The sequence below is a fragment of the Aggregatilinea sp. genome (assembly GCF_036822615.1).
Taxonomy (GTDB): domain Bacteria; phylum Chloroflexota; class Anaerolineae; order Aggregatilineales; family Aggregatilineaceae; genus Aggregatilinea.
The window spans coordinates 36,393-57,423 of record NZ_DAISHJ010000004.1 but is presented as its reverse complement, the minus strand read 5'-3'; the positions used below and the strand labels follow the sequence as shown (position 1 = coordinate 57,423).

The window sequence follows — 21,031 nt, the reverse complement described above, 5'->3', positions numbered from 1 at the left end:
GAAACTAGATCCCTACTTATCTGCACAGAGAGGAACCTTATGTTGAACAAGAAATGGGCAAGGATTCTGGTCGCCGTGTTGGCGCTGGCGACTGTGTTCGGCGCCTTTGGCACGAGCACCCAGGCGTTCGCGCAGGACTCTGAAAAGGGCCTGATCGTGATCATCACGCCGTCACACGACAATCCGTTCTTCAAGGCGGAAGCGGATTCGGCGCAGAAGGCCGCTGAAGATCTGGGCTACGAGACCCTGGTGCTGGTGCACGACGACGACCCGGCGCTGCAGGACCAGCACTTCGATCAGGCGATTGCCCTGAGCGCGAAGGCGATCATCCTGGACAACGCGGGCGCAGATGCGTCCATCGCCGCGGTGCAGAAGGCCAAGGATGCAGGCATTCCGACCTTCCTGATCGACCGTGAAATCAACGAAACCGGCATCGCTGGCTCGCAGATCATCTCCAACAACTACCAGGGCGCGGTGCTCGGTGGTGAGGAATTCGTCCGTCTGATGGGCGAAGAGGGCCAGTACGTCGAACTGTTGGGCCGTGAGTCCGACACGAACGCGCACATCCGCTCGCAGGGCTACCATGACGTGATCGACGAATATCCCGACATGGAAATGGTCGCGCAGCAGACCGCCAACTGGAGCCAGCCGGAAGCCTACGACGTGATGGAAACCATCATCCAGGCGCACCCCGACATCAAGGGTGTCATCTCTGGTAACGACACCATGGCCATGGGCGCGATGGCTGCCCTGCAGGCCGCCGGCATGACCGACGTGATCGTGGTCGGCTTCGACGGCAGCCAGGACGTCATGGACGCCATCAAGGACGGCACCATCAGCGCCACCGTGCTGCAGCCTGTCGCTCAGTTCGGCCCGCTGGCCGTCGAGCAGGCAGACACCTACATCACCACCGGTGAACTGCCCGAAGAAGAGAAGATCTCCATCGACTGCATCCTGGTGAACGCGGACAACGTCGAAGATTACTACAACTTCGCCCCGGTGGAGCAGGAACCCGCCGCGACCGAAGAAGCCGCCGCCGCTGAAGGCGAAGGCCTGATCGTGATCATCACGCCGTCACACGACAATCCGTTCTTCAAGGCGGAAGCGGATTCGGCGCAGAAGGCCGCTGAAGATCTGGGCTACGAGACCCTGGTGCTGGTGCACGACGACGACCCGGCGCTGCAGGACCAGCACTTCGATCAGGCGATTGCCCTGAGCGCGAAGGCGATCATCCTGGACAACGCGGGCGCAGATGCGTCCATCGCCGCGGTGCAGAAGGCCAAGGATGCAGGCATTCCGACCTTCCTGATCGACCGTGAAATCAACGAAACCGGCATCGCTGGCTCGCAGATCATCTCCAACAACTACCAGGGCGCGGTGCTCGGTGGTGAGGAATTCGTCCGTCTGATGGGCGAAGAGGGCCAGTACGTCGAACTGTTGGGCCGTGAGTCCGACACGAACGCGCACATCCGCTCGCAGGGCTACCATGACGTGATCGACGAATATCCCGACATGGAAATGGTCGCGCAGCAGACCGCCAACTGGAGCCAGCCGGAAGCCTACGACGTGATGGAAACCATCATCCAGGCGCACCCCGACATCAAGGGTGTCATCTCTGGTAACGACACCATGGCCATGGGCGCGATGGCTGCCCTGCAGGCCGCCGGCATGACCGACGTGATCGTGGTCGGCTTCGACGGCAGCCAGGACGTCATGGACGCCATCAAGGACGGCACCATCAGCGCCACCGTGCTGCAGCCTGTCGCTCAGTTCGGCCCGCTGGCCGTCGAGCAGGCGCACACCTACATCACCACGGGTGAACTGCCCGCCGAAGAGAAGATCTCCATCGACTGCATCCTGGTGAATGCGGACAACGTCGAGGAATACTTCAACTTCGCTCCGGTCGAGTAAGAAGCAATCACTTGCAGCGGCGCGCCGGTCCGGCATGGATGGACCGGCGCACCGCCCGGCGGCTGGAACCGGGACCGGGGAACGCTCCCGGTTCCAGCCGCCACGAAGAGAGAAAAATACTGCGATAGATCTGACTCAATACTCTTATTAAAAAAATCGCTCTCGCGCCCGCTTATACGAAGTGTTAACAGACTAGCCGAAGAACGCCGCAGCCATTTGGGCTGTAGGGTGTAGGTATTGCACGTCATAGGAGTTTTCCCGGCGGCGAGAACTCGCCAGGGAACAGGGGAGATCGTTCGCATGTCAATTCAGGAACTTCAGCGGAAGTCCGTCGAATACCGCAAGACCATCCTCAAGATCATTCACCATGCCCACGCGGGACATACGGGCGGAAGTCTGTCGTGCATTGACATCCTCAATGTACTCTACAACCACGTCATGAACGTCTCGCCCGACACCTTCAGCGATCCGAACCACGACCGCTACGTGCAGAGCAAGGGCCACTCGGTCGAGGCGCTGTACACCGTGCTGGCGGACAAGGGCTTTTTCCCGGTCGAGGATCTCGACACGATGGAGCAGTACGGCTCCCACTATACCGGCCACCCCACGCGGGACATCCCCGGCATCGAGCAAAATACGGGCGCGCTCGGTCACGGGCTGTCGGTCGCGGTGGGCATGGCGCTGGCGGCCAAGATGGACGGTCGGCCTTGCCGCGTCTTCACGCTGCTGGGCGACGGCGAACTGACGGAGGGGTCGAGCTGGGAAGCGTCGATGACGGCGGCGCACTACAAGCTCGATAACCTCGTGGTCATCATCGACCGCAACAAGCTCCAGATCACCGGCCCGACCGAAACGGTCGTGGCGCTGGAACCGTTGGCGGACAAGTTCGCCGCGTTCGGTTATGCCGTGCAGCAGTGCGACGGCAACGACATCGCCGCGCTGGTCGAGACGTTCGACCGCGTGCCGTTCGAGCCGGGCAAGCCCAACCTGATCCTGGCGAACACAGTCAAGGGCAAGGGCATCAGCTTCACGGAAAATGTGGTCGCGTGGCATCACAAGGTCCCCACCGACGACGAACTCAGCCGCGCGATGGCCGAACTGGATCGCGCCGCAGCAGAAATCGAGGTAATAGCGTAATGGAAACCGGAAAAGCGAATCTCGAAGTGATGGCGGATACGCTAATGGCGCTGGCCGAGCATGACCGCGATCTGCTGGTCGTCACCAGCGATTCGCGCGGGTCGGGCAAGCTGGTCCCATTCGCCAACGCGTTCCCCGATCAGGTTGTGGAAGTGGGCATCGCGGAGCAGAATCTGGTGGGCATCGCGGCGGGACTGGCCTCGACGGGCAAAAAGGTCTTCGCCGTGTCTCCGGCATGCTTCCTGACGGCCCGCTCGCTGGAACAGATCAAAAACGACGTGGCGTATTCCGACCAACCGGTGACGGTGGTCGGCATCAGCGCGGGCGTCAGCTACGGATCGCTGGGCACGACGCACCACTCGCTGCACGACTACGCCGTGATGCGCACGATCAACAACATCGACGTGCTGGCTCCGGCGGACAACTTCGAGACGGCGGAAGCGATCAAAGCGGCTTACACGCTGCGCCGCCCGGTGTACGTGCGCTTCGGCAAGCAGGCGATGCCGCACCTCTATGGGCCGGGCGCGACGTTCGAGGTGGGCAAGGCCAACGTGCTGTCGCAGGGGGCGGACGTGACGTTCGTGGCCACTGGCGAAACCGTGCCGCGCGCGGTGCAGGCTGCTGCCGTGCTGGAAGGCGAGGGCCTATCGTGCGGCGTGATCAGCGTGCACACGCTGAAGCCGTTCGACGCGGAGGCCGTGCTGGACGCCGCCGAAAATACGCGCGCCTTGATCACCGTCGAGGAGCACAGCATCTTCGGCGGGCTGGGCGAAGCGTGCGCCTCGGCGCTGATGCAGAGCGGCGTGCGCGTCCCGTTCAAGATCGTGGGTCTGCCGGACGATCACACCGTCACCGGCAGCCAGAACGAAATCTTTACTCATTACGGCATATCCGCCGACGGGCTGGCAAACACGGCCCGGCAGCTTCTTCAGGTAGGCATCACGGCATGAGCACACTTCTCGCCATCGACCAGAGCACGTCCGCTACGAAGGCGCTGCTCTTCAGCGAGCGCGGGGATCTGTTGGACAAGACGTCATTGGAGCACCGCCAGCACTACCCCCGCCCCGGCTGGGTAGAGCATGACGCCGAGGAAATTTACCAGAACACGCTTGAGGTCGTGCGGACGCTGCTGCAGCAAAACCCAGATCGCCGCGCGGACCTGCGCAGCCTGAGCATCACCAACCAGCGCGAAACGATCATCGTGTTCGACCGGGCGACCGGCGCGCCGCTGCACCACGCGATCGTGTGGCAGTGCCGCCGGGGCGACCCGATCTGCGCGGACCTCGTCAAAGCCGGGCACAGCGAGCGCGTCCAGCGCAGCACCGGCCTGAAGATCGACACGTACTTTCCCGCCTCCAAGCTCAAATGGCTGTTCGATACGTATCCCGACCTGAAGGCGCGCGCCGAAGACGGCTCCGCGCTGGTGGGGACGATCGATACGTACCTGATCTACCGCCTGACGAATGGGGCCGTGTTCGCCACCGATCACACCAACGCCTCGCGCACGCTGTTGTACGACATCAAAAACCTGTGCTGGGACGAGGGCCTGTGCGACCTGTTCGGCGTGCCGGTTCGCGCCCTGCCCGACGTGCGCGAATCGAGCGCGACGTTCGGGGAGACGGATCTGGGCGGCGCGGTCGAGACCGCGATCCCGATCTGCGGCGTCATGGGCGACTCGCAGGCGGCGCTGTTCGCGGAACGGTGCTTCCGGCCCGGCATGGCGAAGGTCACCTTCGGCACGGGGTCGTCGGTGCTGCTCAACGTGGGCGACCAGATGCGCCTGTCGCAGAACGGCATCGTGACGACGATCGGCTGGGTGTATCGCGGCCAACCGGCGTATGCCTTCGAGGGCATCATCAACTTCACGGGAGCGACGATCGCGTGGCTGCGCGACCAGCTCCAGTTGATCGACTCCGCGCAGGAGACGGAAGCGCTGGCGCAGAGCGTGGACGATAACGCGGGCGTGTACCTCGTGCCCGCCTTCGTCGGGCTGAGCGCCCCCTATTGGCGCGCGGACGTACGCGGGGCCATCGTCGGGCTGACGCCCGCCGCGACCAAAGCCCACGTCGTGCGCGCGGCGCTGGAATCCATCGCGTATCAGGTGTACGATGTGCTGGGCCTGATGGCGGACGAAGCAGGGTTAGGGCTGCACCACGTCCACGGCGACGGCGGCGCGGTGAGCAACCGCTTCCTGATGCAGTTCACGGCGGACGTCACGCAGCACGTCGTGCGCGCGTCGTCGCTGCCGGAACTGTCGGCGCTGGGCGCGACGCTGTCCGGCGCGCTCGGTTTGGGGATCTACGGCTCGCTCGACGAGCTGGACGCGCTCCCCCACGCATTTGTGGATTATGAGCCGCGTATGGCGGTCGAAGCGGCGAACCAGCAGATCGAGGGCTGGCAGGCCGCCGTTCGCCAGACGCTGACCAACTAAATTTGGGCCTGAAATGGTTCGAGGAGATTCCTGTGAGCACCCCTTCTAAAATCACGCTTGGCGTTATCGTTGGCAACCGAGACTTTTTCCCGGACGTTCTGATTACCGAGGGTCGCAGCAGCCTGCTGGCCGTGCTGGACGAGATGAACATCGGCGTCGTGACGCTCACGCCGGAAGACACGCCGTACGGCGCGGTCGAGACGTGGGAGCACGCCAAGAAGTGCGGCGCGCTGTTCCACGAGCACGCCCGCGAGATCGACGGCATCCTGGTGAGCCTGCCGAACTTCGGCGACGAAAAGGGCGTCGCGGAATCGATCAAGCTCTCCGGCCTGCACGTGCCGATCCTGGTGCAAGCGTTCCCCGACGACCTGGACAAGTTCAACCTGGAACGCCGCCGCGACGCGTTCTGCGGCAAGATTTCGGTCTGCAACAACCTGTACCAGTACGACTACCCGTTCAGCGTCACGTCGGAGCACACGGTGTATCCGAACACGGACGCCTTCAAGGCCGATCTGGCGAAGTTCGTCGGGGTGTGCCGCGTGGTGCGGGGCATGAAGTCCGCCCGCCTCGGCTCGATCGGCGCGCGCCCGAACAACTTCAACACCACCCGCTTCAGCGAAAAGCTGCTGCAATCGTTCGGGATCAGCGTGCAGAGCATCGACCTGTCGCAAATCCTGGGCATGATCGGCAAGCTGCCGGACGACGACGCACGCGTGAAGGCCAAGCTCGACACGGTGATGGCGTACGTGCCGACGCAGCAGGTCCCCGCGCCCGCGCTGGTCAAGCAGGCCAAGCTCGGCGTGGTGATCGAAGACTGGATGAACGACCTGGACCTCGACGCGACCGCGATCCAGTGCTGGGACTCGCTGCAGCACAACTACGGCGTGAACGTCTGCACGATCATGAGCCTGATGAGCGAAAAGTTCATGCCCAGCGCGTGCGAAGTGGACATCACCGGCACGGCGTCGATGTACGCGCTGCAACTGGCAACCGGACATCCGGCGGCGCTGGTGGACTGGAACAACAACTACGGCAGCGACCCGGACCAGTGCGTGCTGTTCCACTGCGGCAACTGGGCCAAGTCGTTTTTCGGTGAAGTCAAGATGGCGAACGCCGAGATCCTGGCGACGACGCTGGGCACGGAAAACACGTATGGCACGGTCGCAGGGCGCACGCCCGCCGGGCCGTTCGGCTTCGCGCGCATCACCACTGACGACAAGCACGGCAAGATCCGCGCCTACGTGGGCAACGGCGCCTTCGTGGACGATCCGCTGGACACGTTCGGCAGCCGCGCGGTCGTGCGCGTGGACGGCCTGCAAGACCTGCTGCGCTACATCTGCAAGAACGGCTTCGAGCATCACGCGGCCATGACCACCGCCTACGCCGCCGACGTGCTGGCCGAGGCGTTCGAGACGTATTTTGGCTGGGAGACGTACCGACATCGTTAAAAGCAGCCAATAGCGGTTAGCGATTAGCCGTTAGCAAGAACAAAAAGCAAGAACAAAAAGCAATACAGGGATGTTGTGTGTAGGGGCGATTCGTGAATCGCCCCTACGTGTATGTGCCGGAGGGCTGCCGGGCGAAAAACCGGGTGAGGCAAGCCCACCCCCTGCGTGTTCTCAAGGCGCGGTTGGGGTCGTCCGGGTACAATCATCGCCATGTGACGCTGTCGGACCTCGAAAGGAAACGCCATGACTGCTTTGCGCGTGCTGCTGGCCGGTGAATCGTGGATGATGTCCACGACGCACTACAAGGGCTTCGACTACATGACGACCGCGACCTACGAGACCGGCCTCGCGTATCTGGCGCAGGCGCTGGACGGGTCCGAGATCGAGCTGACGCACATTCCGAGCCATCTGGCGAGCCAGACCTTCCCGCAGACGCTGGAGGCGCTGGACGCCTATGACGCGGTGATTCTGAGCGACATCGGCGCGTACTCGCTGCTGATGCACCCCGATACGTGGCAGCGCGGCCAGACCTCGCCCAACCGCCTCGTGCTGCTGCGCGAGTGGGTCAACCAGGGCGGCGGACTGCTGATGTGCGGCGGCTACTATTCGTTTGCGGGGATCGGCGCGGCGGCCAAGTTTTACCGCACGCCGGTCGAAGAGGTGCTGCCTGTGGACATCATGACCTTCGACGACCGCATCGAGACGCCGGAGGGCGCGCAGCCGGTCGTGGTCGAGCCCGCACACCCGATCCTGGACGGGTTCGAGGGCGAGTGGCCGGTGCTGTTGGGCTTCAACGAGCTGGCGCTGAAACCGGACGCGCGCCTGCTGGCGACCGTGCAGGGCTACCCGCTGCTCGCGGCGCGCGGCTATGGGCGCGGGCGCACGCTCGCGTGGGCGTCGGACATCGGGCCGCACTGGTGCCCGGAGCCGTTCGCGCAGTGGGAGGGCTATCGCCGCCTGTGGATCCAGTCGATCGAGTGGCTGGCGGGGCAGCGGTAAAGCAGTTGATAGTCGATAGTTGTTAGTCAAAATCAGGAGCAAAAGTACCGTCACCCCGGCCATCTTCCAGCCACCGCCGGAGAACGGGAACCGGCAAGACACCCTACGAGTTTGCCGGGTGAATATATGGAAATCTGTGCACGGGGCGGTTCATGAACCGCCCCGACGGTGTGATCGCCGCCTCCGTTTAGTTCCCCCGAAGCGCACAAGAGGTCCGCGCAAAACTGGGCGGATCGTCTTTTGGGCTGTGCAAAGTGCTCCAACGTTTGGTGCGCCGACCCTCTTGACACCAGACCCGCAGTTGCGCATATAATAGAGTAAGTTCTATAGAGAACTAGATATATGAAGTGTCATTTTGTCTTTACTGGCTATTAAGCCTAAATATAAAAACGATTCATTGTGCATCTTGCCATCCCCGGCAGCCGTCAGGACATGAAAGAGTGTTATATGAGCGAACGCATTCTTTCCCAGATCAAAATTGACCGGCGCAGCCCGATCCCGATCTACCAGCAGCTTCAGGAGCAGTTCGAGGCACTGATCATGGACGAGGCATGGGAAGATGACGAACCGCTGCCTTCAGAGACGATCCTCGCCAGTGAACTGCACATCAGCACGATGACGGTCCGGCAGGCGATGACGCGGCTGGTCAACAAGGGGCTGATTTACCGCGAACAGGGGCGCGGCACCTTCGTCACGCCGCAGCCGTTCGAGCACCCGCTTCAGCGCCTGGAAAGCTTCACCGAAGACATGCACGCGCGCAATCTCAAGCCCGGCGCGCAGATCCTCGATTTCAGCACCGTGCCTGCCAGCGAAGCGGTCGCCAGCCTGCTATCGATCGAGCCGAATACGCCCGTGCTGCACCTGAAGCGGCTGCGGCTGGCCGAAGATCACCCGGTCGCGCTGCACGACGCCTACCTGATCTGCACCAACCTGACGCGCGACGCGCTGGAAACGGCGGGATCGCTGTACGCCTCGCTGGAAACGATCGGGCACAGTCTGGTCGAGGCGAAGGAAACGCTGGAAGCCACCGCCGCGGACGACGAAACGGCGCGGCTGCTCGAACTGCCGACGGGCGAGCCGCTGCTGAAGGCGACCCGCGTCAGTTGGGATCAAAATCACGCGCCCGTCGAGGCAGTATACGCCTACTACCGGGCGAACTTCTATCGTTATACCGTGTGGCTGCGGCGATAAATGCCGCCGGCCTCCGCCTGTTCTGCTAACCGGATTGCCAAACGGTTCACCGTGAACCGGGCAGGAGGGACACGTTATCAGAACCAACTTAAATTCTTCACTCCCCATCGTTCGCGGCCTCCCCTTTTCAAGGGCGAGGAAAGGTCAACAAGCTCGCGCCGCACGGGATGACCGGTCCGATCCGTCACCTAACCGGTCCTTACCCCCGGCAGCCCGGCTTTCGCACCATCACCGGTCGATTTGCGTTTTTCGAGGAGGAAACAAGATATGAAGAAAGTCGCAAGTTTTGTCATGGCCCTGGCGCTCGTCGCCGCGTTCTTCGGCGCCGCCGCCCCCACGTCACACGCACAGGATGCAGAGTACAACGTCGCCCTGATCATCTCCCAGGGCGGACTGGGCGACCGCTCGTTCAACGACAGCGGCTATGAAGGCCTGAACAAAGCCGCCGAGGACTTCGGCGTGAACGTGGTCCCGATCGAATCGGCGGACCCGGTGGCCGAAGGCGAGCAGCTTCTGCGCACGGCAGCGGAATCGGGCTTCGACCTCGTGATCACGCTGGAATACAGCCACGCGGAAGTACTGGATCGCATCGCGGGCGACTACCCGGACACGATGTTCGCCATCTTGAACAACGTCTCCGACCAGCCCAACGTCGTGTCGATCATGTACCAGGAGCACACTGCATCGTACATGGCGGGCGCGCTGGCCGCGATGGTCACCACCGACGACACGATCGAGCAGACCAACGACGAGGCCGTGATCGGCGCGATCGGCGGCGTGCAGTCGTCCGGTATCGACATCTTCCTATGGGGCTACCTGCAGGGCGCGTGCTCGGTCAACCCCGACATCCAGGTGCTGTTCGGTTACTCGAACTCGTTCGGTGACCCCGACAAGGGCCGCGAAATGACCGTGGCGATGAACGAAGAAGGCGCGGACGTGGTCTTCGGCGTTGCGGGCGGGACCGGCTCGGGCATCATCGAAGCGGCGAAGGAAGGCAACTTCTTCGCGATCGGTGTGGATAGCGACCAGGACTATCTGGCCCCCGGCAACGTGCTGACCAGCGTGCTCAAGCGCGCCGACACGGGCGTCTACGACACGATCCGCCGTCTGGTTGACGGCGAGATCGAGGGCGGCATCGTGTACTACGGCCTGCCGGACGGCGTCGGCCTGAGCCCGATGGAATACACCAAGGACATCATCCCGGCGGAATACCTGGATGAAGTTGCGGCCATCGAGCAGCAGATCATCGACGGCGAACTGACGGTGATCGACACCCGCCAGATCAGCGCCGACGAAGTTACCATCCTGAACGAAAACCCGACCTGCGCGGGACTCGCGGAACTCCAGTCGGTGCTCGCGGAAGCGCCTGCCGCCGACGCGACGGCTGAAGCCACCGCCGAAGCCAGCTAGCTCTGACTAACCGATGCACCCGTTCCTGGGCGTGTAGGATGCCAGCGCCCAGGAGCGGGTGCGCAGCGCAGTCTCATCACAGCACAAGAAAGACCCAACCCGAGGGCATTATGGCGTATTTGCGCATGCAGGGCATCACCAAATCATTTCCGGGCGTGGTGGCCAATCACAACGTCACGCTGGAAGTGGCGCAGGGCGAGATCCACGCGCTGGTGGGTGAAAACGGCGCGGGCAAATCGACCCTGATGAAGATCCTGTACGGGATGGAAAAGCACGACGAGGGGCAGATTTATCTCGACGAGCGGCCCGTCTCCATTCCGAATCCCCAGGCCGCGATCAAGCTCGGCATCGACATGGTGCACCAACACTTCCAGCTTGTGCCCTCGCTGACCGTCGCGGAAAACGTCGCGCTGGGCTACGAGCCGCGCCGGGGCCTGTTCGTGGACCACAGCACGATGGACAAACGCGTGCGGGCGCTTTCGGAGCGCTTCGGGCTGGCCGTCGATCCGCAGGCGGTGGTGCGCGATCTGTCGGTGGGCGAGCAGCAGCGCGTGGAGATCCTCAAGCTGCTGTACCGCGACGCGCGCCTGCTGATTCTGGACGAACCGTCCGCCGTGCTGACGCCGCAGGAAGTGGACGACCTGTTCAACGTGCTGCGGCGGCTGGTAGACGAGGGACGCACGGCGATCTTCATCACGCACAAGATGCGCGAAGTGATGACGATCTGCCAGCGCGCGACGGTGCTGCGGCGCGGCGAGCTGGTCGGCACGGTGACGGTCGCGGACACCACGCCGGAAATCATCGCGCAGATGATGGTCGGGCGCGACCTGGATACGCTGCGGCGCACGCCCGCCAAAACGCACAGCGGCGCGGCCTGCCTGTCCGTGCGCGATCTGCACGCCGTCGATGATCGGGGTCTGCCCGCGCTGCGCGGCGTCTCGTTTACAGTGCACGCCGGGGAAATCGTCGGGCTGGCGGGCGTGGAAGGCAACGGCCAGAGCGAACTGATCGAAACGCTGGTCGGGCTGCGCGGGATCAAACAGGGGACGGTCGGCATCGAGGCGAAGGACGTCTCGCACGCGAGCAACCGCCGCCGCCGCGAACTGGGCATGGCGCTCATCCCCGAAGACCGCTCGCACCAGGGCCTCAGCGGCGAGTCATCCCTGACGGAAAACATCGTCTCGACGCGCTATCACCTCGCGCCGATGTCACGCGGCGGGGTGTTGAGTCCCGGCGCGATGAAACGCTTCGCGCAGGATGCCATCGAGCAGTTCGACATCCGCGTGCGCGGGCCGAACGTGCGCGTCAAAACGCTTTCGGGCGGGAACGCGCAGAAGGTCGTGATCGCGCGGGAACTCGCGCAGCAGCCCAAAGTGCTGCTGGCGGCGCAGCCGACGCGCGGGCTGGATCTGGGCGCGACGCAGTACGTGCACAGCGAACTGCTGCGGCTGCGTGACGCGGGCGCGGCGATCCTGCTGATTTCTGCCGACCTGGACGAACTGCTGGCGGTCGCGGACCGGTTCGTGGTGATGTTCGAGGGGCAGATCGTCGGGGAGCTTGAGGCGAGCGACGCCACGCGCGAAAAGCTCGGCATTTTGATGGCAGGACGGACGGCGATCCCGGCGTAGCGCCGCGCGGCCCGATTATTCTAAACGCGTCAAGGCCAGGTTTCTCATGTTCTTACCACGTACTCCGCTTCAATATTGGGTGATCTGCCCGATCCTCGGCGGCCCCGGCCAGTGGTGGCTGGGCGTGATCGTCTGGGGCGTGATCGGGGCGGTGATCACCGGCGGGTTATTCGTCGCGCGGAACCGCTCGACGGCGCTGGGCGTCGTCCTGGGCGCGGCGACCGGCGCGGTAGGCGGCGCGCTGCTGCTCGCGCCGCTGTGGTTCTTTTTGGTGTCGCTGCTGGACCGGCGCTGCGCGGGCTGCGGCGAGAAGGTCGCGCCAAGCGGCGGATCGTGCACGCACTGCGGCCACGAGTTCCACGAACCGTCCTGGGCCGAATCGCTGGCCGGGGCCGCGCACAACATCGGGCGCGTGATCGTCACGATCGAGATGGCGCTGATCATCGGCGGGCTGATCCTGGAGCTTTCGGGCAAAAACGCGGTGGACACGTACCGCGTGCTGTTCGAGCAGGGGTTGGGCACGGAAGTCAAACGCGCGAACGCGCTGCTGGCCGCCACGCCGATCATCTTCACCGGCCTGGGCACGGCGCTGGCGTTCCGCATGGGCGTGTTCAACATGGGCGTGGAAGGCTCGCTGTACATGGGCGCGCTGGGCGCGGCGTGGATCGGCTTCACGTTCGTGGACTGGCCCGGCCCAGTGATGATCGCGGCGGCGTTCCTGCTCGCCATGCTGATCGGCGGGCTGTGGTGCCTGATCCCCGGCTACCTCAAGGCGCGGCTGCGCGTGGACGAGGTGGTCACGACGATCATGCTGAACTACGTGGCGATCGAGTTCACCAGCTACATGGTGCAGAGCGGCCCGTTTTTCGTGCCGGGCAAGTCGAACGGCATGTCGGAAACGATCGCGCCGCAGGCCCAACTGCCCCGCCTGCTGGATCGCTCGCAGTTGAACGGCAGCTTCATCGTGGCGCTGGTGTGCGTGGTGGTGGTGATCTTCATCATGCGCCGCCTGACGCTCGGCTACGAGCTGCGCATGGTGGGCGACAACCCGCTGTTCGCGCGGTGGTCGGGCATCCCGCTCGGGAAAACGATCCTCAAGGTGATGTTCCTCAGCGGCGTGCTGGGCGGCATGGCGGGCGCGGGGCAAGTGATGGGCGTGCACTACAACTTCACGGCGCGGTTTTCGCGCGGGTACGGTTTCGACGGCATGACGATGGCGCTGCTGGGGCATAATTCCCCGATCGGGATTCTGATCGGCGCGCTGCTGTTCGGCGTGCTGCGCAGCGGCAGCACCACGGTCGAGATGTTTACCGACGTGCCGATCGATCTGGTGGATATCTTGCAGGCGCTGATCATCTTCTTCGTGGCGATCGATCTCAACGTCGATTTCCTGCGGCGGCGGCGCACGGCGTCAAAGGCCACCCCGCCCCAGGCGCACGATGGGGCCGAGCAGAACAGCGCGCCGGTGGCAGCGTAAGGGAGCGGAGAACGATGGACTGGATCAATCTGGCAGCCGCCACCCTGCGCATTTCCGCCCCGCTGCTGCTGGCGGGCATGGCGGGCCTGCTGAGTTATCAGGTCGGGCTGATCAATATCGCGCTGGAAGGGCTGATGCTGGCGGGCGCGTTCGCGGGCGTCGCCATCGGCTACGAGCTGGGATCGACGTGGCTGGGCGTGGGCGGCGCGGTGATCGTCGGGGCGGTGCTGGGCGCGGCGTTCGCGTTCGCCGTGGTAACCATGCGCGCCAACCTGATCGTGGCCGGGCTGGCGATGAACACCTTCGCCGTGGGCGGCACGGCCTACCTGATGAAAATCATCTACGACCAGTCGGGCACGTTCACCCCCGAAGGGCTGAGCAAACTGCCGCTGCTGGACATTCCGCTGGTCGAAAAAATCCCGGTGTTGGGCGAGGTGGTCTCCGGGCATTCACCGCTGGTTTATATCTCGTGGGTGATGGTCCCGGTGACGTCAGTGTTCCTGTACCGCACAGTGGTGGGCGGACACATCCGCGCTGTGGGCGAGTTCCCTAACGCCGCCGAAACCGCCGGGATCTCGGTCAAGGGCATGCAGTATCTGGCGCTGATCCTGGGCGGGGCGCTGTGCGGACTGGGCGGCGCATATTTGTCGCTGGGCAATCTGGCGCTGTTCCGCGAACGCATGACCAATGACCGGGGCTTCATCGCGCTGGCGGCGGTGTACTTCGCGGCGGCGAGGCCCAAGTGGACCGCGGTCGCGTGCTTGGTGTTCGGCTTCTTCGAGGCGCTGCAAGTGCGGCTCCAGCTGCGCGACACCTTTTTGCCCAATGAATTCCTGAACATGATGCCGTACCTGATGGTCGTCGTCGCGCTGGTCCTCATTTCCGTACGCAAAGAATGGCGCAAGGGTTGGTAAATCTCATGAGCAGAAAAGCAGTTCTGGTGGTTGACGTCATCAAGGATTTTGTCGATCCCGAAGGCAAAGTGCCGCACCCGCAGGCGGCGGCCATCGTGCCGCACATCGAGGCTTTCGTGGCGGAAGCGCGCAAAGCGGGCGCGATCGTGATCTGGATCATCGACGCGCACCGGCCCGGTAAACCCGATTGGGAGCTGGCCCATGTGCGCGCACACTGCACAGACGGCACGCGCGGCGTGGAGCTGGCCGAACCGCTGGCCGCGCTGCCGGAAGATTACGTGATCAAAAAGCGCCGCTACAGCGCGTTCATGGGGACCGATCTCGACCTCGTGCTGCGCGATAACGGCGTCGATACGCTGTTCATCACGGGGACCAAAACCAACGTGTGCATCCGCGCCACGTCGCAGGATGCGTTCGAGATGAACTACAGCGTGATCATCCCGCGCGAATGCGTCTCGACCGACAAGGAACACCTGCACGTCGCCAACCTGGAAGACATCGACAAGTACATGGGCCGCGTGGTCGATCTGGCGCGGGCGATCGAGCTGCTGCGCTGCGAGGGCGAGACGGCATGAAAGACGTGCTGGCGACGGGCTACCCCAGCCTGGACTACATCGCGCACGTCTCGCACCTGCCGGAAGTCGGGCAGACGGCGATCCTGCGCAGCCTGCCGGACGAGCCGGAGTTCGGCGGGTGCGGGGCGAACGTCGCCGCCGCGCTGGCGACACTCGGTTTTTCGACCGGGCTGGCGATGATCCTGGGCGACGACGACCAGGGCGACGCCTACATGCGCCACCTCGCCGCCTCCGGCATCAACGCCGACAACGTGATCCGGCTCGCCGGGGAGCGCACGTCGCGCAGCACGTTGTACTTCGATCCCGACTACCAGCACACGGACTTTTTCTTCGCGGGCGCGGCGGATGCATGGCAGGGCGCGCTGGAACTGGTCGCGCCGGAGCAGTACCGCTACGCGCTGCTGACGGTGGGTCCACTGGGCTATAACCGGCAGTTCGCGCAGCAGGTGCGCGCGGCAGGCGTGCCGCTGGTGTGGGGCATGAAGCCAGATATTCACGCTTTCACGCCCGGCGCGATCCGCGACCTGATGGCTGCAAGCAGCTACGTGGTGATGAACCACATCGAAGCGCGGTACGTGCTGGATGCGATGGGCAGCAAGACGCTCGAAACGTGCCTGAGCGACGTCACACGGGGCATCGTGGTGACGCAGGGCGCGGCGGATTCGGTGGTGATCACGCACGAGGGGCGGAAGATGGCCCCCTGCGTGCGCGTGGACACGATCGTCGATCCGACCGGGGCGGGCGACGGCTTCATGGCCGGATTCCTGGCCGGGCTGCTGCGCGGCTGCTCGCCGGAAACGGGCGCGCGGCTGGGCGCGGTGATCGCGTCGTTCGTGCTGGAAAAACTCGGCTGCCAGACCAACCTGCCCACCTGGGAACAGGCGATGGCGCGGTATGCGCAGCACTTTGGACCTTTTGAGACTCCGAACAAATTCGAGACTTCAGACAGAGAGGTTGAGGCGTAGATGTCCGAACCGACCCTGTATCTCCGGCTCGTGCCGGAGGACGTGGCCCCGCTGATTTTGATCTCCGGCGATCCGGCGCGCGTGCAGCGCACGGCGGATCTGCTGGACGATGCGCGGATGATCGGCGTGAATCGTGAATTCGCCGTAGCGACCGGCTCGCATTGCGGGACGCCGGTCACGGTGGTATCGGGCGGGATCGGCGCGCCCTCGACGGCCATCGCGCTGCACGAGCTGGCGCTCGTCGGGGCGAAAGCCGTGGTGCGGATCGGCACGATGATGGGCGTCGAGGCGCAGATGGGCCAGGTGGTGCTCTCCACGGGCGCGGCACGCTTCGAGGGCACGTCGCCCACGTATCTGCCGCTGGCCTACCCCGCCATTCCCGACTGGCCGCTGGTGCATGCGCTGGAAAGCGCGGGCCGCGCCGCCGATCTCGACGTGCGCACCGGGCTAACGGCCACGTTCGACGCCTTTTACCCGCACATGGCCCCCGAGCTGATCGGCCAGGGCGCGTTGGACGTGCACGACCTCAAGGACGCGGGCGTGCTGAGCCTGGATATGGAAACGTCGCTGGTATTCGTGCTAGGGCAGACCCTGCGGCTGGCCGCCGCCGCGATGTGCGCGGTCACCGTGCAGGCGCAGCCGCACCTGCACCTGGACCCGGTCGTGCGCGCCGACGTGGATCGCCGCATGGTGATCGCCGCGCTGGACGGCCTCGTCGCGTGGGAGAAGGCCCATGCAGCGGTGAGCCGCTAGCGGTTCACCAGGAGCAAAAGAAAAAGCACGGGCGCTGTCACCTACGGCCTTTGAAGACCAGGGGATAGGGAAACGGGGTCAAGGATCGGGCAAGAACACCTCACCCCCGGCCCCTCTCCAATCAAGTTAGAGAGGGGAGAAAACCGTCCCCCAACGGCAATGGTAGGGGCAATTCATGAATTGCCCCTACGACGACATTATGATGTGAACCGCAGCGGGGCTTGCAAGTCACCTCACCCCCCGTCCCCCTCTCCAATCAAGTTAGAGAGGGGGAGAAAAGCAACGGCAAACGCGGGTGAGATGCAGTTGATGGCCCTCAACCGGGCAAACCTTATCACCTGAAGGACTCAAGATGGCTGAAACACTGCTTATCAACGGACAATGGGTCGCCAGCTCGGACGGCGGCACGCAGGACGTGACTAACCCCGCCAACGGCAGCGTGATCCGCACGATCTCGAAGGGCACGGCGGCGGACGTACAGGCCGCGCTCGAAGCGGCGACGGCGGCGTTCCCGGTGTGGGCGGGCCTGTCGGCACGGGAGCGCGCGGCGATCATGCACCGCGCCATGGACATCTTCCGCGCGAACCTGGACGAAGCGAACCGCCTGCTTACGCAGGAACACGGCAAGCCGCTGAACGACTCGAACAAGGAAAACAGCTACAGCGCGGACGTGATCGATTTTTACGCCGAAGAAGGCCGCCGCCTGGACGGTACACACTTCGCCGGGGACATCGGGCCGACGCACAGTTTTGTGCTGCGCCAGCCGATCGGCGTGGTGGGCGCGATCACGCCGTGGAACTTCCCGGTGGATCTGCTGGCGTGGAAGCTGGGACCAGGGCTGGCGGCAGGCTGTACGTTCGTGATCAAGCCGCCGAGTGAAGCGCCGCTGGCCGCGACGCTGTTCGTGAAGTCGTTCGTGGAAGCGGGCATCCCGGCGGGCGTGCTGAACATCGTCACCGGGCCGGGCCGCAGCGTCGGCGCGGAGATCGTCACGAATCCGCTGAGCCGCAAAGTCGCGTTCACCGGCTCAACCGCGACCGGGCTGTGGATCGCGCAGCAGGCCGCGCAGCAGCTCAAGCCGGTTACGCTGGAGCTGGGCGGCAGCGCGCCGTTCGTCGTCGCGGATGACGCAGATCTGGACATGGCCGTGCCGGAAGCGCTGCGCCGTACGTTTTCGCACACGGGGCAGATCTGCATCAGCGTCAACCGCATCTTCGTGCACCGCGCGCGCTACGACGAGTTCACGCAGCGCTTCGCGGACGCCGCGAGCAAGCTGCGCGTCACGGCGGACGGCCTCGCGGAGCCGGACGCAGACATGGGGCCGATGATCAATGCGTCCGCGATCGAAACGGTGGTCGGGCACGTCGAGGACGCGCTGGAACGCGGCGCGGCGGTGCTGACCGGCGGGCAGGCCCCCAGCGGGACGCAGTACGCGCACGGCTATTTCTACCTGCCGACCGTGCTGACGAACGTCAACCGCGATATGCGCGTCATGCGCGAGGAAACGTTCGGGCCGCTGGCGCCTATCGCGGCGTTCGATACGCTGGAAGAAGGGGTGGAGATGGCGAACGATACGCCGTACGGGCTGGCGGCGTACGTCTATACCAACGATCTGGACAAGGCGTTTTACGCAGCGAAGCACCTACGCGCGGGCGGTGTGGGCATCAACGTGAACGACATCACCGACATCCGCGCGCCGTTCGGCGGCATGAAGCAGAGCGGCATGGGCCGCGAACTCGGCCAGCCGGGGCTGGACGCGTACATGGAGTACAAGCACGTGCGTTACCGCTACCGCGATCCACGGTAGCGGAAAATTAGATCGCAAATCTGACCGGCACGGACTGCCCTGCCGGTCCTTTTTTAACAGCCAGGGAGCGGGATCATGGGCCAACCGGGAAATGCCGCACTCAACGGCGTGCGCGTGCTCGATTTTTCGCGCGTGCTGGCCGGGCCGTTCTGCACGATGATCCTGGGGGATCTGGGCGCGGACGTAATCAAGATCGAGCGGCCCGGCACGGGCGACGATACGCGCGCCTGGGGGCCGCCGTGGTCCGGGTACGGCGCGGATGCACAAAGCGCATACTTCCTCTGCGCCAACCGCAACAAACGCAGCCTGACGCTGAATCTCAAATCGGACATTGGGCGCGACCTCGCGCGGCGGCTGGCGGCGCAGAGCCAGATCGTGGTCGAAAACTTCATGCCGGGCCAGATGGCGGGCTATGGGCTGGGCTTCGAGGATCTGCGCGAGCAGAACCCGGCGGTGGTGTACTGCAGCATCACGGGATTCGGGCAAGCCGGGCCGTACCACAACCGCCCCGGCTACGACTACGTGATCCAGGCCATGAGCGGGCTGATGTCCATCACCGGCCCGGTGGAGGGCGACCCGGTAAAGGTGGGCGTCGCCATCTCGGACGTGCTGGCGGGCCTGTTCGCCGCGACGTCGATCCTGGCCGCGCTGCGTCACGCCGGGGCGACGGGCGAGGGCCAGCACATCGACATTTCGCTGCTCGATTCGCAGATCGCGGCGCTGGTCAACGTGGCGAGCAATACGCTGGTAGACGGCAAAGAACCGCGCCGGTACGGGAACCAGCATCCCAACATCGTGCCGTACCAGACGTTCCGCGCCGCCGACGGTGAATTCGTGCTGGCGGTGGGCAATGACGGCCAGTTCGCCAAGCTGTGCGAGATCATCGGACGGCCCGACTTGGTGATCGATCCGCGCTTCGCCACCAATCCGGCACGCGTCGAGCACCGCGACCGGCTCATCAGCGAGTTGGATACCGTGTTCGGGCTGCTGCCGGTTCAAACCTGGGCGCGTGTATTCGTGGAGGCGGGCATCCCGGCGGGGCCGATCAATTCCATCCCTGCCGCGTTGGACGATCCGCACGTGCAGGCGCGCGACCTGATTCACACCGCCGATGACGGGACGCGCTCGATCGGTTCGCCGCTGAAGCTCTCCGCGACGCCGCCGAGTATCCGCCGCGAACCGCCGCACCTGGGCGAGCACACGGTCGAGGTGCTGCGCGACGTGCTGGGCCTGGACGATGCCGCGATCGCTGCCTGCCGGGAGGCGGGGGCGGTTTGAGAGGGGGCCAGGGGTGAGGGTCTGTGGGGCGTATCGTATGGTCTTTAACTTTTAAATCGGATCAAAACCAGGGCGGGTTACAAACCCGCCCCTACAAAACCCGGTGGGACGTCTTGCCGCGCCCGTGGTGAGAAATGCCGGGTCGGGCAAGCCCTACCCCTACGCACACGGGGACGTATTGCGAATGCGCCCCGACAGGCGTCAGCGCAGAATGGACGCGGCCATGCGCCGGTAGGTGTGGCGCTTGCCGCGCAGCGCGATAGAAAACACCAGGATATTTTCCGGCACGGGCATCCCCGACAGGCCCGCCTCGTCCAGCCGGACCGCATCCGCGCCAAGCTGTTTGGCCGCCAGCGCGATCTGCACCATCGCGTCGGTCGATGCGCCTTCGATCGATCCGGTTACGAACAACCACGCCAGCGCCTCACGCGCATGGATTGCGTCGATGATCTGCGCGGTCGGCTCGAACAGCCAGCCCTGTTTGCTGCCGGGCGCGGGCAGTCCGATCCCTGCGCAGCCCGCATCGAGCAGCGCGGACGCCTGCTGCAAGTAACCTGCCACACCCTGCGCGTCGCGCGGGGCGGGCAGGCTGAACGACGGCACACCGATCAGCATCACATCCGGCGCACGATCCGCGATCAGGCGCGCGGCGGCCTGCATCATCTCCGGCGTGCCGCCCATCTTGGGGCGCACGTAGAGGAACACGAAGTCCGCGCCCTGCGCCGCCACGGCCTCCACCGACGCCTCGCTGACGCGCCGCCCGCCGAGGCCGCTGCCCAGATCGGCATCCGCCACGATCAGGTTGATTCCGACCGGACGGCCAAGCAGGCGGCTGTAGGCTTCCAATGGCGTGGGATCGTCCAGCACGGACGCGGGCGCGCCGGGTATGGCCGGGGCAAACGGATCGTAGGCGTCCAGCGCGATCAGATCCGCGCCCATCGCCGCCGCGATCTCGCCGTGCGACACACCTTCCACGGGTGGCTCGGACGAGAGGATCACTTCGGCGGCGAGGGTACGCCCTTCCGCCTGCCGGATCGAGGCGGCGAGATCCGCCCCCGACATGCGCGCAAAATCGCTGGCGAACGCGTCAAGCAGTCGAACCGCCAT

At 64.7% G+C, this 21,031-nt stretch carries 17 protein-coding genes and 1 pseudogene; 17 read left to right on the top strand and 1 reads right to left on the bottom strand.

Going from position 1 to position 21,031, the window contains the following annotated elements:
- Positions 1-39: 39 nt before the first annotated feature.
- The 17 genes and pseudogenes from V7116_RS25720 to V7116_RS02680 all read left to right on the top strand — a co-directional run.
- Positions 40-996 (top strand): annotated as a pseudogene (locus tag V7116_RS25720) (D-ribose ABC transporter substrate-binding protein); the annotation flags it as partial.
- A 3-nt stretch (positions 997-999) separates the two neighbouring features.
- Positions 1,000-1,911, top strand: coding sequence for a D-ribose ABC transporter substrate-binding protein (locus V7116_RS25715; RefSeq protein ID WP_349258403.1), 912 nt, complete (start codon positions 1,000-1,002; stop codon positions 1,909-1,911).
- Positions 1,912-2,157: 246 nt separating this feature from the next.
- Positions 2,158-3,048 carry a transketolase gene (locus tag V7116_RS02750; RefSeq protein WP_442891741.1) on the top strand — a complete coding sequence of 297 codons (891 nt, stop codon included), beginning with the start codon at positions 2,158-2,160 and terminating at the stop codon, positions 3,046-3,048.
- Positions 3,048-3,998, top strand: coding sequence for a transketolase family protein (locus V7116_RS02745; protein WP_324390177.1), 951 nt, complete (start codon positions 3,048-3,050; stop codon positions 3,996-3,998). The genes V7116_RS02750 and V7116_RS02745 overlap by 1 nt, the downstream gene beginning before the upstream one ends.
- Entirely contained in the window at positions 3,995-5,479 is a 1,485-nt protein-coding gene (locus V7116_RS02740; RefSeq protein WP_324390174.1) for an FGGY family carbohydrate kinase, read from the top strand. The genes V7116_RS02745 and V7116_RS02740 overlap by 4 nt, the downstream gene beginning before the upstream one ends.
- Before the next feature lie 32 nt (positions 5,480-5,511).
- The gene (locus tag V7116_RS02735) at positions 5,512-6,927 is read left to right on the top strand and encodes an L-fucose/L-arabinose isomerase family protein (protein ID WP_324390172.1); all 1,416 of its coding nucleotides are present in this window, start codon (positions 5,512-5,514) and stop codon (positions 6,925-6,927) included.
- Between the two features lie 243 nt (positions 6,928-7,170).
- Positions 7,171-7,926: a glutamine amidotransferase gene (locus tag V7116_RS02730; RefSeq protein WP_324390170.1), complete on the top strand. Its 756-nt coding sequence runs from the start codon at positions 7,171-7,173 to the stop codon at positions 7,924-7,926.
- Positions 7,927-8,373: 447 nt separating this feature from the next.
- A complete protein-coding gene (locus V7116_RS02725) occupies positions 8,374-9,117 on the top strand; it encodes a GntR family transcriptional regulator (RefSeq protein WP_324390168.1) in 744 nt (247 codons plus the stop codon).
- A gap of 267 nt (positions 9,118-9,384) precedes the next feature.
- Positions 9,385-10,527, top strand: coding sequence for a BMP family lipoprotein (locus V7116_RS02720; RefSeq protein ID WP_324390166.1), 1,143 nt, complete (start codon positions 9,385-9,387; stop codon positions 10,525-10,527).
- A 110-nt stretch (positions 10,528-10,637) separates the two neighbouring features.
- A complete protein-coding gene (locus V7116_RS02715) occupies positions 10,638-12,155 on the top strand; it encodes an ABC transporter ATP-binding protein (RefSeq protein WP_324390164.1) in 1,518 nt (505 codons plus the stop codon).
- 46 nt (positions 12,156-12,201) lie between these two features.
- A complete protein-coding gene (locus V7116_RS02710) occupies positions 12,202-13,632 on the top strand; it encodes an ABC transporter permease subunit (RefSeq protein WP_324390162.1) in 1,431 nt (476 codons plus the stop codon).
- Between the two features lie 14 nt (positions 13,633-13,646).
- The gene (locus V7116_RS02705; protein ID WP_324390160.1) at positions 13,647-14,546 is read left to right on the top strand and encodes an ABC transporter permease; all 900 of its coding nucleotides are present in this window, start codon (positions 13,647-13,649) and stop codon (positions 14,544-14,546) included.
- Between the two features lie 5 nt (positions 14,547-14,551).
- Positions 14,552-15,121: a cysteine hydrolase family protein gene (locus tag V7116_RS02700; RefSeq protein WP_324390158.1), complete on the top strand. Its 570-nt coding sequence runs from the start codon at positions 14,552-14,554 to the stop codon at positions 15,119-15,121.
- A complete protein-coding gene (locus V7116_RS02695; RefSeq protein ID WP_324390156.1) occupies positions 15,118-16,086 on the top strand; it encodes a carbohydrate kinase family protein in 969 nt (322 codons plus the stop codon). The genes V7116_RS02700 and V7116_RS02695 overlap by 4 nt, the downstream gene beginning before the upstream one ends.
- Entirely contained in the window at positions 16,087-16,839 is a 753-nt protein-coding gene (locus V7116_RS02690) for a nucleoside phosphorylase (RefSeq protein ID WP_324390154.1), read from the top strand.
- Between the two features lie 352 nt (positions 16,840-17,191).
- Entirely contained in the window at positions 17,192-18,646 is a 1,455-nt protein-coding gene (locus V7116_RS02685) for an aldehyde dehydrogenase family protein (RefSeq protein WP_324390152.1), read from the top strand.
- Positions 18,647-18,721: 75 nt separating this feature from the next.
- Positions 18,722-19,924 carry a CaiB/BaiF CoA transferase family protein gene (locus tag V7116_RS02680; RefSeq protein WP_324390150.1) on the top strand — a complete coding sequence of 401 codons (1,203 nt, stop codon included), beginning with the start codon at positions 18,722-18,724 and terminating at the stop codon, positions 19,922-19,924.
- A 201-nt stretch (positions 19,925-20,125) separates the two neighbouring features.
- On the opposite strand, the gene V7116_RS02675 is transcribed toward V7116_RS02680, so the two are convergent.
- Entirely contained in the window at positions 20,126-21,031 is a 906-nt protein-coding gene (locus tag V7116_RS02675; protein WP_324390148.1) for a DUF7916 family protein, read from the bottom strand.